Annotated in this window: 9 protein-coding genes; 5 read left to right on the top strand and 4 right to left on the bottom strand. The window is 46.0% G+C overall.

What is annotated here, in order from left to right:
- Nucleotides 1–147 precede the first annotated feature (147 nt).
- Complete coding sequence (locus V5J35_RS00435; RefSeq protein ID WP_354011698.1) at nucleotides 148–1365, top strand: AAA family ATPase; 1218 nt, start codon at nucleotides 148–150, stop codon at nucleotides 1363–1365.
- Complete coding sequence (locus V5J35_RS00430; RefSeq protein WP_354011697.1) at nucleotides 1366–2358, top strand: ParB family protein; 993 nt, start codon at nucleotides 1366–1368, stop codon at nucleotides 2356–2358. It abuts the gene before it with no gap.
- A 75-nt stretch (nucleotides 2359–2433) separates the two neighbouring features.
- On the opposite strand, the gene V5J35_RS00425 is transcribed toward V5J35_RS00430, so the two are convergent.
- Nucleotides 2434–3924: a hypothetical protein gene (locus V5J35_RS00425; protein WP_354011696.1), complete on the bottom strand. Its 1491-nt coding sequence runs from the start codon at nucleotides 3922–3924 to the stop codon at nucleotides 2434–2436.
- 359 nt (nucleotides 3925–4283) lie between these two features.
- Nucleotides 4284–7250: a hypothetical protein gene (locus tag V5J35_RS00420; protein ID WP_354011695.1), complete on the bottom strand. Its 2967-nt coding sequence runs from the start codon at nucleotides 7248–7250 to the stop codon at nucleotides 4284–4286.
- A 388-nt stretch (nucleotides 7251–7638) separates the two neighbouring features.
- Here V5J35_RS00420 and V5J35_RS00415 point away from each other — a divergent pair, with 388 nt between their 5' ends.
- Nucleotides 7639–8427 carry an oxalate:formate antiporter gene (locus V5J35_RS00415; protein ID WP_354011694.1) on the top strand — a complete coding sequence of 263 codons (789 nt, stop codon included), beginning with the start codon at nucleotides 7639–7641 and terminating at the stop codon, nucleotides 8425–8427.
- A gap of 92 nt (nucleotides 8428–8519) precedes the next feature.
- On the opposite strand, the gene V5J35_RS00410 is transcribed toward V5J35_RS00415, so the two are convergent.
- Complete coding sequence (locus V5J35_RS00410; RefSeq protein WP_354011693.1) at nucleotides 8520–9482, bottom strand: OTU domain-containing protein; 963 nt, start codon at nucleotides 9480–9482, stop codon at nucleotides 8520–8522.
- Between the two features lie 221 nt (nucleotides 9483–9703).
- Here V5J35_RS00410 and V5J35_RS00405 point away from each other — a divergent pair, with 221 nt between their 5' ends.
- Nucleotides 9704–11017 (top strand): hypothetical protein, encoded by a 1314-nt coding sequence (locus tag V5J35_RS00405; RefSeq protein WP_354011692.1) that lies wholly within the window; start codon nucleotides 9704–9706, stop codon nucleotides 11015–11017.
- A gap of 79 nt (nucleotides 11018–11096) precedes the next feature.
- Here the strand turns inward: V5J35_RS00405 and V5J35_RS24250 are convergent, their stop codons facing one another.
- Entirely contained in the window at nucleotides 11097–11207 is a 111-nt protein-coding gene (locus V5J35_RS24250; RefSeq protein WP_419095796.1) for a hypothetical protein, read from the bottom strand.
- A gap of 543 nt (nucleotides 11208–11750) precedes the next feature.
- Between V5J35_RS24250 and uxaC the strand changes: the two genes are divergently transcribed.
- On the top strand, nucleotides 11751–13166 hold the full coding sequence (uxaC, locus tag V5J35_RS00400; RefSeq protein WP_354011691.1) for a glucuronate isomerase: 1416 nt from the start codon (nucleotides 11751–11753) through the stop codon (nucleotides 13164–13166).
- Nucleotides 13167–13189: the final 23 nt, after the last annotated feature.

Below are 13189 nucleotides of genomic sequence, written 5' to 3'. Positions count from 1 at the left end.
GCTTACCGCTCCAACGGCTGTGCGGCTTCTGTTTTTTGCATTAAACCGGCATGGGTGTAATAATCAGACCATGTGTCACCTATCAGCCTCATGTGCTGGTTTATAGAACCCTTACAAACAAACCGGCACATACTGGAAAACACGACCATGAGAAAAGATGCCAAAAGGCAGATGGAACGCTTTAAGCGCCGTTCCGAGCGGATGTTGCACAAGCTGGTTCGGGATATCGACAGGCAGAAAAAAGAGCTGGGCATTGGCGGTTACTACCGCACCTACAGCAAAGGTGAGTTAACCAGCGAGCTGGGCATTTCCAAGCGCATTGCTGAAACCACCCTGAACGCCATGCAGGAGAGCGGCATTGCCCTGCACCGGGATGAGAACAAGGCGACACGTCCCTACAAACTGACCATTGAGGATGTGGCCGAGTTCTATCACTTCCGTGGCGAACCCAAGCTCAGGGACCAGTACGACAAAGCCTGGGTGGTGTTTATTGGTAACCTCAAGGGCGGCATCAGCAAAACGGTCAGTACGGTGTCCATTGCTCATGGTATGAGAACCCACCCCATGCTGCTGAAGCATGATCTGAGAATCCTGGTGGTTGACCTTGATCCCCAGTCCTCGGCCACCATGTTCCTGTCCCATAAACACTCGGTTGGCCTGGTTGAGACCACCGGGGTTCAGGCTATTCTGCAGGACCTGCCCGCTGAAGAGATAAAAGAACACTTTATCATTCAGACCCAGGTGCCGGGCGTCGATGTACTGCCAGCGTCTATTGATGACGGCTTTACCGCCGCCTTATGGGAAGAACTCTGTGCCGAACACCTGCCCGGTGTAAACCCCAATGAGGCCCTGCGTGACTGTCTGATCAAAAAGCTGGAAGGCGATTACGACTTTATTTTCCTCGACACCGGCCCGCATCTGGATGCGCTGCTGAAACAGTGCGTTGTTGCGGCCGATATGCTGGTGACGCCTATTGCCCCGGCCCAGGTGGATTTTCATTCCTCCCTGCGTTACACCTCCCGCATCCCGGATATCGTCAAGATGATTGAGAGTACCGGCACCGAGGTGCGTTACCACACCAATATCCCCATGATGACCAAGCTGGCTAACAAGAAAGACCAGCTGGTTGCCTACAGCCAGGCCAAGGAAGTCTTTGGTGGCGACATTCTGGATGCCACCTTCCCCCGTCTGGACGCCATGGAGCGCTGCGGTGAGACGTTCGATACCGTGATCACCATCCCCCCTTCCAATTACGATGGGTCAAAGGACGCCCTCAAACGTGCCAGTACATCGGTTTACGAGGTGTCCCAGGCCCTGTTTGAACGTATCGAGTTTATCCGCTCAGAATTTCAGGAGAATGCATAAATGGCCAGAGCGACGGTTGGCAGAACCATGGGGATCGAGGACGATGCCCTGTACGACGATATTGATCTGGCTGAATGTGAGATTACCCTGAAAGACCATGAAGGCCATGATCGCAGCATTTTCTTTAACTCGATACGGGTCAGGGCGGGTAAGGTAAAGACCGCCACCTTTGTTAACGCAGAGATCAATGGCCGTGACCAGAATACGCTGACCCCGGAGTCGGTGGCGGATATCACCCGTACCATCAGGACCCATCAGTGGTTTCCTGCCATTGGGCGGTACAGCAAAGGCGGGAAAATAGAAATTCTTGATGGCTCAAGACGCAGGCTGGCTGCTATTGAGGCAAAAACCGGGCTGAATATCCTGGTCGCGGAAGAAGACACAGAACTGACGACGGACGACGCCCGCGCCATAGCCCGCGAAGTTCAGACCGCCCGTGAACACTCCATCCGTGACCTCGGGGTCAGCCTTCTGCCCTTGTGGGAAAGCGGCATGAAACAGGCCGAGATCGCCAGAACACGACAGCTGTCCGTTGCCAAAGTAAACCGGGCGCTGACTGCGGCACGGGTTCCCCTGGCAATGATCAGAGTCTTTCCTGACCCGAACGAACTGTCGCACCCCAACTACAGCGAGCTGCTCCGGTACAGTGAAAAGCTTAGTGACAAGGGTGTTGAACTGCCTGACCTGCTGGAACTGGTGGACGACAACAAGCAGGATATTCTGGCTGAAGACCTGAGAGCCGATGAAATCAAAAACCGGCTGATGGAATCCTTTAAGGACAACCTGAAATACGTTCTGGATATTCCGGACCCGGTCAAGGCAAAGACCACCCATTACTTTGACTTTGACAATAAAAACCAGTTTGCCCGCAAGCGCACCCGGGGCAGGGCCTTTGCCTATGAGTTTGGCTATATGCCCAGGGGGGTTCAGAAGGAGTTGGACAAGGCGATTGAAGACGTGCTGAGCAGGCATTACGAGGAAGCGAAAGGGTAATGGTTTCATCCTGATTTCAGGCTTCAACTCCCTGGAATTAAAGGGGTTACAGCCTGGAATCAGGGTTTATAAAATTTATAGAGCCGGTACCAGAACCTCAAAGGTTTTTGATTCATCGATCGAGTGTATATTCTCAACGCTTGCTAATGATGATCGACAGGTATCCGTATTTTGGATGACTTGTCCGTAACGATAAATGTAGTTATCGACATACCGGCAAAAATAGACGCGCTCGGTTTTTATGATTTTGGCGTTGGCATAGCTCAAACCGGCGATGATGGCATTATAAGGAATAGCGTTTTTAAACGTTTGCCACCGGACAGTTTCTTTAATACTGGGCCTGAGAAAGTCAGACTGAACACTGCCGTCTGGTTTTTTGTCAACATAACCGGCATTGCCTTTTGCGTTAATGTAACGGCAAAAGCGATGCTCTCCCACTGAACCGAGTATGAATTCCTTAAAAAGCTTTTTGGGCGCACAAAAATTAGCCTGAACTTCATCATTCACTGCGGAACCGTGATCAGTGGTCGTCTCTTTCCAGTCAACCCGGGCCGGGTAGTCAACTTCTCCGGCAATGCGACGGTGAGGTACGAAGTAACCACCAAAGTCTATATCAGGAGGGGCAGCAGACAATTCCCTGCATGGGTCAGCTCCCCGTTCTCCATTACTAAGATACCATTCGGTTCCCGGCCCCCCAGCTTCCCGGCAAAGGGTTTCGTGCCGAATGTGACCTTTGTAAAATACCGTTGACGCAAATGTAATATTTTTCGCCGGTTTCTTATTGAATTTGTAGGTTTGCGCTGGGGTTATCACATTAATCTGGTAGTATCGCTTGTCAGTCAGCAGAGCATTTCTGGGAAGTCTTCTTCCATAGTCCAGATCATCTCTCCACCCTAATTGACAACCTGATACATTGTCCGATGTATTAGCCAGAAGGCCGACGAGTGTGCGTTCCTTCCCGTTTTGTTCAAACTTGATAAGACAAAAGCCCGTTAGATGCCCATCGTTGCATCGTGATTCTTTTTTGAAAGGTTTGGGAAGTTCTGACATACAAGCACTACTGGGACTTTTAGCATCGTACCAACTGTTAAATGGAAACAGTGCCGGTTTGATTTTATCCTTGAATTTATCGTAGTTGTCCAGAAATGTCGCCCTTGCCCACAGGTAATGGCTTGCTGTTGTGTCTGAGTAATTATCTTCACTCTCCTTGAAAGGAAGAAGCTTCATTTCTTTAATGATTTTTTTCTGATAATCATCATCCGGTTCCGACAGATCCTCCAGTGTTTTATATTCCTTTATTCTGGATTCAGGCGATGTGGAACGGGTGTTGTCAGGAGGGGAGGTTGGATCCGGTTTTGAATTACTCGAAGCAATGGTACCTCCAATGATTCCGCCTGCCGCTGCGACTACCAGAACACCCACCACAGTTAATCCAACTCTCACAGAGCTATAACCCTTTCCATCACTGGTCATCCAGGGTGAACTCCACCCGGCTTTTGCGCTGTTAAGCTGCAAAAGCATAACAACCAAAATAGGTATCGACAGGATTTTCAGAAGAGGTTTCATCGTTGACTCCATAAGAGGTTATAAAGGGCTAAATGGAAATGGTATCTATTTATAAACATGTATTTGTTGAGAACATAAACGGTGAATAGCTGCGTAGTTTGGCTTTGAAGGTGTTACTTTCATCGCACTTGCCGTTTTTCACCAGGAAGTGCCAAGTTTAGTTCAAAAGATTTAAACGGATGTGTTTTTTTGGCCATGAATCAGATGCATTGATTTCGTGTATCTGACGATCACGTTTTGCTGCTATTCTGTCAATTTTCCTATGTCAGCCATTACAGTTGTATGTGTTCACTGTAATACCACAGATGAGGTCGTAAAAAACGGTAAAGCACCTTCTTACGAAGGTGATATCAACCCGTTTAAAACATGACCGAAAAATCGGCAGCACTTGGATCTAAGGTGATATCATCTAAATCAAAATCACACTTTAAACTTTCGATTTCTTTATCCTTAGCCTCTATTTTTGTCGTTAATTCTTTTTCTTTGGCTCGCAGTTCTTTTATTTCTGTTTTAAGTGATTGATTTTCGTTGAATGTGGACATCATTGAGAATTTATTAATTTCACTATTGGCCTCCTGGTTTTCTATTGCTTTATGTAGTTCTCTGTTTTTCTCCTGTAGTTGCTTTATTGTTTCCTCATGGGCGTCATTCGCATCTTTTAACAAGTCAATTGAATGATCGGCGCATTCAATATTAGTTGCCTGTGTTTCTTTTGTTTTTTCCAGTTCTTCATTTTTTGCTTGCAACTTCATTATTAATTCGCTGTGAATTTTAGCCTGTTTTTCAAGCAGTTTATTCATGCGGTTAATCGATTTGATTTCGCTCTTCTGATTTTTTCTCGTCTCACGTAGATTTTTGTTTTTTTCTTTTAGATTCGCTATTTCTTGCTTATAGGTATCAACCTGATCTTTCAAATCGTTGACTGAATGTTCGACACGTTCAATCTCGGCTGCCTGGGTTTCTTTTGTTTGACGTAGCTGTTTGTTTTCTGCTTGTAGCTGCATCGCTATTTCTTGTTCTTTTTCGTTATTTTCTTCCACTGGTGTTTTTTTCTGGGCATTTTTCAGTATTGATTTTAGTTTCTCTTTATCAACAGATAGTTCTTGTTTTGACTCAAGGTTAATAGTTGTTTGTTGCAAACTTTTCCCGGTCTCTCCCGGCGAAGTACTTTTTTGACCATATTCTTGTGGCATTTCTTCCTTAACTAAAGACTCATTATTTTGCTCTAACATACTGGCCATTGTATTAATTTGAGCTGTAAAACTTTTGACATTTTCTTCGGCCAATAAATCTAACCTCGCCTTTTCCTTTAAGGAATCATTAAGATCTTTGCACGTTTTAGTATACTTTACGCTTAAAACCCCATAGTCTTCGTTCAGTTTCTTTAACTTTTCTTTCGTGTGCTCATGAGTCTTCACCCAGCTCTTTTGTAGTTGGGAATTTGTTTTTTTTGAATGACTGTACTTCTTTTTACTAATCGCCAGTTCTGATTCCAGTTCTTCTATTTTTTTCTGTTGGTCGAAAAGCTGTTCTTTCTGTGAGGCCAGTTTTAAGGAAGTCTCATCGGGAGTTGCGATAGACGTTTTTGTTGAAAACTCAGTCTGAGAAGTTTTATCCGTCATACTTTTCTTATCTTCCAGATAATCTAACACCGGTTTATAAGCCCTGGTAAGAAAAATATCATCTTGTTTGTGCATTAATTCTCTGACTTCCTCTCTGTTATCTACTGCCATTTGCAGTCGTATGAGCTGCAATTTTATCTGGGTGCTTGATGTTAACTTACATTCAGACAGGCTTTTAACAACATCGTCTCGCTGATTGCCCTCCAGATGATAACTCAGGGCCATCAACAGGTTAAGAGCCTCTTTTTCAAGAGGCTGATATTCAGAATTAAGAGCCGTTTTTATTTTTTCACGAGCCTCTTTGTAGCGCTTGAGGTTTATCAGCTCCAAAGCGTCAAGATAGTCTGTTGTCAGGGCAACCGCACAATGTTGTGCCATAGTGGCTTTTACTCTTTTGAAATTATCCGGGCTCCATGATGTGAGCAAAACCTTTAGCAATGGTGGAAACAACCTCGGGTAGTCCTCTATGGGAATATTACAGCGCCCTAATGCCTTCAGGGATTTACATGTACTTTCGATATCGCTACTGCAGGAGCCCAGACCCAGAAGTCGGGCAGAATAAAAATAAGCCCCGGATAGCTCTCTAAGAGGTTCAAACTGACCTCTGCTATTAGCATATTCCCTGGTAAAAACATTGGCAGAGCAGGCCAGAGAGACAAGGGCGAGTGGTGCAAATTTTTGTTCACGTACCCAGTTAAAATGCTCATGGAGTATCTCCATAGCCTGTTTTTTATCGTTAGCACTCTGAATTGCTGTTATCGTCTTTTTACAGGTGTTAAAAAACTGCCCTTCTTCTGACTGCAAAAATGATTCACCCAGGCTGACTTTTTCCTCACAGGCTTTCAGGTAGTTTGTCTGCCACATTGAATGAAAACCGGCATTCAGCATTTTGCTTTCAAGTAGCCATATCAGGTGTCTGTAAGCGGTATTGACTTTGCGTCGTTCAAAGTCCTGATTGTCGGTTTTAAAATCAGGGTTTAAAAGAAATTTATCGACAAAAATCATGCCCTGTTGCAATTCCTGATAGTTTGACTTTAATTTACCGTAGTTTTCGTGCAACCTTGCAGTCGGCAGCTCTAACCCGGGTGGTGTAGAAGAAAATCGGCCTGTTTCTTCCAGATCCGGGTGGTGAATGCGTATAAATTCCAACGTTCTGTACAAGTCGGATAATTCAAAAAGCGTCTTTTTTTCTTCTTTGGTGAATTGATAACGTTCAGCTGTTTTAGCGGGTTCCTTGTGCCAGTCCGGGTAGGTTCGGGACAATCGATACAAGCCGTGTCTGGCATCTGAGTAACGATTGCCTTTCATGTCAGCGATGCATTCTTCATAGTGCGTCTGCAATGATGGTACGTTTTTTCCCGTTTTGTGTGTGTTTGTGTTTTTTCCAGTCCCGGAGGCTCTGCGACGTTCTGCCTGCCGATCCGAACCGGGCTTTATGTTTCTGGTTTTGTGCTCTGAATAACGACTATCATGAGCAGACACTTTCCGGCGTTTACTGCCAGAGCCCTCCTTTGCGATGGAGTCATCTGACCTGCGCTTTGTCGCTGTTTTTTCGGATTTAGTCGTTGCATGCCCTTTGGTTGTACGGCCCTTAAATGAGGCTGCTTCTCCTGATGAGCTATCAGAATACTCTCCGGGTTCTTTACCACCGGGATATGTTGTGTTTGTCTGGACAGACTTTGTTATGTTTCCGGGGGACATCATTATTATTTTCCTGAAAAAAAACGTGGGTATGCAACTGAGATAAGGTTCATGCCAGAAAGTTTCCGATCTGTTACGACTGTTGTTATTTCAGATAACAAAAATGACAGGAGGGCTAACGAAGAGGAGCTGTCGATGAAATGGTCCGCTTAGGGTCAATGGCACTGACCTAGTTGGGGGGCTGAAGCCCGGTGGTGAAATACGACCCGGGCAGCATCAGGAACATTGAAGCCACGGCAGCAACAGATAGACGACCAGAACAGAGGCCGTACGCAGTCTTACGAATGGTTCAGGCAGCATAAAACCCATTACCCTATAATGCTGTTTGAAATTCTTACAGACATCATGTTGACGATGATGAACACAAACCGTAAGAGTTAAGTGCTTAAACATGCAATTTCCAAGCTCACTTCCCGCCCTGCACAAAGAATTTATTCAACAGGCCCTGCCCAGGCTGGCTGAAAACCCGGGAATCGCAGGTGTTGCGGCTTCGGGTTCCTACTCCGACAATTCTCTGGATGACTTCAGCGACCTGGATCTGGTGGTCGCTGTTGAACCGGACTCGTTTGATGCTGTTATGAAGGATCGCTTCTCAATCGTTTCAGGTCTGGGTGATATGGTCGCCGGATTTACCGGTGAACATGTGGGCGAGCCAAGGCTGGTGATTACCCTGTTCGGCCCGGAAGCCTTCCATGTTGATTTCAAGTTTGTAAACATTGAAGACGCTGCCCGGCGTGTCGATGAACCTGCGATTCTGTGGGCAAGGGACGACCGGCTCAGACAGGCTCTGGATCAGGGCAGGGGCGAATACCCCAAAGTCGATGAGCAATGGGTCGAAGACCGGTTCTGGGTATGGATGCATTACGCAGGCACTAAAATCGGGCGTGGTGAGTACTTTGAGGCGCTTGAGTTCCTGAGTTTTTTAAGAGTTCAGGTGTTAGGCTCCCTGGCTTTGCAGCAGGGCGGTTTTGAAGCAAGGGGTGTCCGTAAAATTGAACAGTTACTGCCCGACTTTGCCGAAAAACTGAAAAGGACTGTGGCAACGCCGGAAAAAGCGTCTTTGCTGAACGCAACAGAATATGCGGCAGAGCTTTACCTTGAACTGCGAAGCCCGGGCGTCAGCCCATGCGACAAAGCCCGCACATTAGCCATGAACTATCTGGCCGGAGTGCGAAGCTGATCAGTAATGTATGAACCCCTGTCTGATTTGGCTATATGGCAGGGGTCAGTTGCTCGTCCCAACCTACAAGTCAAATGTAATGAAACGATGTACTAGTCTTTGAAGATAGCGCTGTAATGCTGTTTACGATTGGCAATATACACAACCCGGGTATTCTGTTCAGACCAGTGAAGTTTTTCATCTTCACGCTCAACAAACTGGTTTAACCATCCTGCCTCGTAACTGCACCCACCTTTCAAAACCAGGTTAAAGCCCAGCTCTTGCGCCAGAATTTTACCTTCTATGGCGTGACGCCCCCAGAATTCTTCTGGCTTATCAACTTTATTCAGGTAGTCCTCAAGGCTGTCGTAATCGCCGTTAATGCTATGGTTGTTAGCCATGATGTCATTGTTGTATTTTCCTGCTTCTCGTTTCAGGACTTCTTTTAATGCCGTGTAATTGTCTTTTCCGGTCTCCTGCTGCAGTTTTTTCTGCTCGTCCTTGTCCAGACCCTGCCAGATAGCGTCGTACAGGCAGTCGCCATTATCGATGGTTGGGGAGGTTTTCCAACCCTCGTTCATTCTCATGGTTTGTTCTTTCGCCAGATCAAGCTGGTAATGATTGGCAATACCTTCAAGAATGTCATTGCACCGGCTTTTGTCTTCAAATATAAGTCCGGAAAAAGGGTTTTTCTTAAAGTAGTCAGGAAACGCTTCCTTGAGGGAATTTATCAACCCGATCTGCTCGTCAATACCGGGTTGTGAAGTTTCTGGCCAGTAACTGCTGCTGAAGTTTTCAAAAAACTCAAGTGCCTCCGGTGTTACCTGACTGCCTCTCCTCGACTCTGCGGTATAGGTCATTACGCCATCGTCATCGAGAATACTCGCCTGCCGGCTGAACAGACGGGTTGCCAATGCCTGAAAAGCCTCGGGCAGCGTTCTACACACAAACCGTGTAACACGCTGACACATTGAATCCGGCTGGCTCTCTGTAGCATCCAGAAGCGCAGTGTTCGGATTATCAAAATCGGCCTGGTTGCTGGTATCAAGTTGAAAAACAGGGTTTTGAATTTGCATGCATTCTCCTTAAATTGAGTGGTCCTTCCAATGGGAGTCACCAGTTAAGCAGAAAATGACGAGACCGGTGTTAGCAGGCGTGACTGCGTGGACAGAAGCGCTGACAAAGAGGCGATAACTACGCCCTGTCCCGGTTTGAACTTTATTTATACATACGTGTCGGATCTTAGATATAACGATAGGAATAAACGGAATCGGGCAATAGATGGAGCTGAGCAGTTATGAATCTATATCGTAAAATTATTGGCATATTGGTTTTTTTGTTTTTTGCTTTAGATATTGCACCTGCCTTGAGTAATGATACTCAAAACAAGCCGGTTGTTATTATGTTCATGAATTTGAAAAATTATGGCTATACCGCTCTGGCTCAAAGAGTGTATAAAGTTGTAAATGACAACTTCCCGGAAAAAAAGATAACCATAATATCAAAAGGTTTAACGGAAAGAGATTTTGACTATTTTGATTCAGAGAGGGTCAGTATTGTTGATCTTGGTAAACATCTGGAGGGTATTCATTCTTACACAGATGAAATAAGGGAAGAAATAGATCAAATTCTCCACAGTGCATCAGCGATTATTACTATCAATGGTACAGACCAGTTCATAAGAACTGTTTTTGATCAGCAGGCATTCTGTAATCTCCAATTTATAAATATTGTTCAGATCTTTGGATCAACAAAGCTGGTACAGGATTCTCACGGTCGCAGTTACACTAAGAACAGGGCTGATGGAAGTGAATATACTAACAATTGCCGGCATATAAGGATGGGGCTGGGTGATCACGAGGGAATACTGGTCAATCCTGACCTGTTAAAAGATAGTTATAGAAGTGCTTTATCAGATCACTATCAGTCCCTGAAAGAAAGACTGCCTGGTCTGGCACAATTTATTGAGGAATCAGCTAATAACTATTACGTGAGCTACATGCATTCGGGTGAGGGCCTTGTCGATTTTGTTGCTACCGCTTCACGGTTAGAAGGTGAAAAAGGGGCATGGGTTATTACCAATCAGGGTAAGAACGATGTTTTTAGTTATTTCGCAAAATCGATATTTACTCAACATGGTATATCTAAGATTGAGTTTAAAGAGTTCAGGGTTGGTCTGGATCCATTAACGACTGAAGAAGTAATCAATAACCTTAATGGACAAACAGTTAAAATTTTCCATATTCCCAAGATAGATTCACAGCATGAATACTATTCATTGATCGAAAATTCAAATCCTATGGTAGGAGTAACGGGCAATTCAAGTCTGTTTGATGCAATCACATTGGGTAAGGTTCCTTTTTATAAAGCGAACCACAGGCATCAGGATCAAATCAACTCCCAATTAGCTGCGCTTGATCAGTCAGGATTGCTAAAGCCATTTTTTAAAAACTACGTTGACCCGGAGACAAAAGCAAATACCATTCGTGATTACTCTTATCAAATACCTGCATGGACAAAGTCAATTCTGGAAGAACGCACTTTTAACTCACAGCTTGCAGAGGAAATTAAATTCAGGATCAACAGCCACCAAGCCCCAAAAGCATGGTAACAATCTTATGTGTAGTTCCAGACCTGACCGACACCCTCTATGAACCGGTAACTGTCAGATCAAGTCTGAATTACTACACCTAAACTGACCACTCTCTATTTTGCAGGACGACCCGATAGCCATCGATGTCTTCATAGGTTTTACCGGAAACATCCCAATAATCGTTATAGGCTTCCACTTCAATAAACACGGTTGATTACAGTCATACTATTTCTTCAGCATATATGGCTTACATAATCGTACGTTTTTCCGCACTTGGTCATGTCCATACCCTGCTGCCTCAAACCCCTGAGGCATAAGCGGTTGAGCTTATTTTCAATGAATGTGAGCGCAAGATAGTCTCTCTTTTCAAGCAGAGCCTATCTTGCTTTCAAGCGCCTACAGCTACTAAAAATGTATACGCAAAAACGCTGAAAATTCAAAGGAAGGAGCTTATAGCCGTTCGTTCCGTTGGGCTTCAGACCCCACCAGAGCCTGATAAAAATTCAAATCAAACATGTTATACCAACACGGAAAATTACAAATATTGGTATAACATGATGCGCCGTTGACTCAAGTCAAAAGGTCGGTCTGTTATACCATTTTATTTTCATAGTGACTGGGATTTAATAGCAGAGTCCCCGCCCGAATCCGGAATGATTCCGTTCAGGCGAGTAAAGAGGTAACACTAAGCAGGCCTGAAGTGAGTAACTTCAGGCTCTTGCTGGAAGCAGAAGTAATACCTGAGCCATAGATGATGAAATACCAGCCACTACACCCCGACCGCCTGTTTTCTGCTGAGCTTTCCATACGCTCTGCCGCCCGTGAAATTTACCAGGGCATTAAGGATTTACCCATCATTAGTCCTCACGGACATACAGACCCTGACTGGTATGCCAGCAATAAACCTTTTGACAATGCCGCTTCCTTTCTGGTGACACCGGATCACTATGTTTTCCGGATGCTTTACAGTCAGGGAATCAGCCTGGAATCCATGGGAATCCCGGCTGCCCGCAAGGACGTAACAGTAGAATCCGATCCTCGCAAAATCTGGAAACTGTTTGCAGAAAATTTCCACCTTTTCCGCAGTACGCCATCCCGCCTCTGGATGAACCACGCTTTAACCGAAGTTTTGGGCGTTGATGAACCATTGAATGGAGAGTCGGCTGACAGAATATTTGACCATATCGAGAAGCAACTGGCCTCTGAAGCGTTTCTGCCCCGCAATTTATTCAGGAGATTCAATATTGAAGTACTCTCCACCACCGAATTTGCAGTGGACACGCTGGACGCACACAAAAAAATTCAGGAAGAATGGGATGGTCGCATAGTCACTACCTTCCGGCCTGATGATGTGACCAATCCGGAGCACCCGAAGTTTCGTGAGCATATGCAGATTATGGCGGAGCAGACCGATGAGGATGTTGCCAGCTGGGATCACTATCTGGAAGCCATCCGCAAGCGCCGCCGGTTCTTTAAATCAATGGGGGCGACGGCAACCGATCACGGGTTCCCAACGGCGTTCACCACCCTTCTTCCGGCCGGGCAGTGCCAGACCCTGCTGACCAGGGCTCTGGAAGGAACGATTACACCAGAAGAAGCGGAACTGTTCCGTGGGCATATGCTGGTCGAAAATGGTCGCATGAGCCGTGAAGACGGACTTGTGATGCAGATTCATGTGGGGTGTTCGCGCGATCATAACCAGACGGTTTACAGTCGTTTTGGTGCCGATAAAGGCTGCGACATACCCACCCCGGTCAACTTTGTTGATGGCTTTAAGGCATTGCTGAATGAAGTCGGAAATGACCCCGATGTCACCATTATTGCCTTTTCCATGGATGAAACCACTTATACCCGTGAAATAGCGCCACTGGCAGGTCACTACCCGGCCTTGAAGGTAGGACCAGCCTGGTGGTTCCACGACAGCCCTGAAGGCATGATGCGCTATCGTCGCCAGGTCGTTGAAACCGCCGGTTTCTACAATACGGTCGGGTTTAATGACGACACCCGTGCGTTCCTCTCCATCCCTGCCCGCCACGATGTGGCTCGTCGTGTGGACTCCAACTTTCTGGCTCATCAGGTGTGCGAACATCTTCTGACTATTGATGAAGCCCATGAAGTGGCCCGGGACCTGACTTACAACCTGCCGAAAAAAGCGTATCGCCTGTAACCGTTCTGCAGACAGGATAATAC

The organism is Endozoicomonas sp. NE40 (assembly GCF_040549045.1).
Classification (GTDB): domain Bacteria; phylum Pseudomonadota; class Gammaproteobacteria; order Pseudomonadales; family Endozoicomonadaceae; genus Endozoicomonas_A; species Endozoicomonas_A lisbonensis.
The sequence above is the reverse complement of the archived record's forward strand: the minus strand, read 5'-3'. Positions and strand labels throughout refer to the sequence as shown.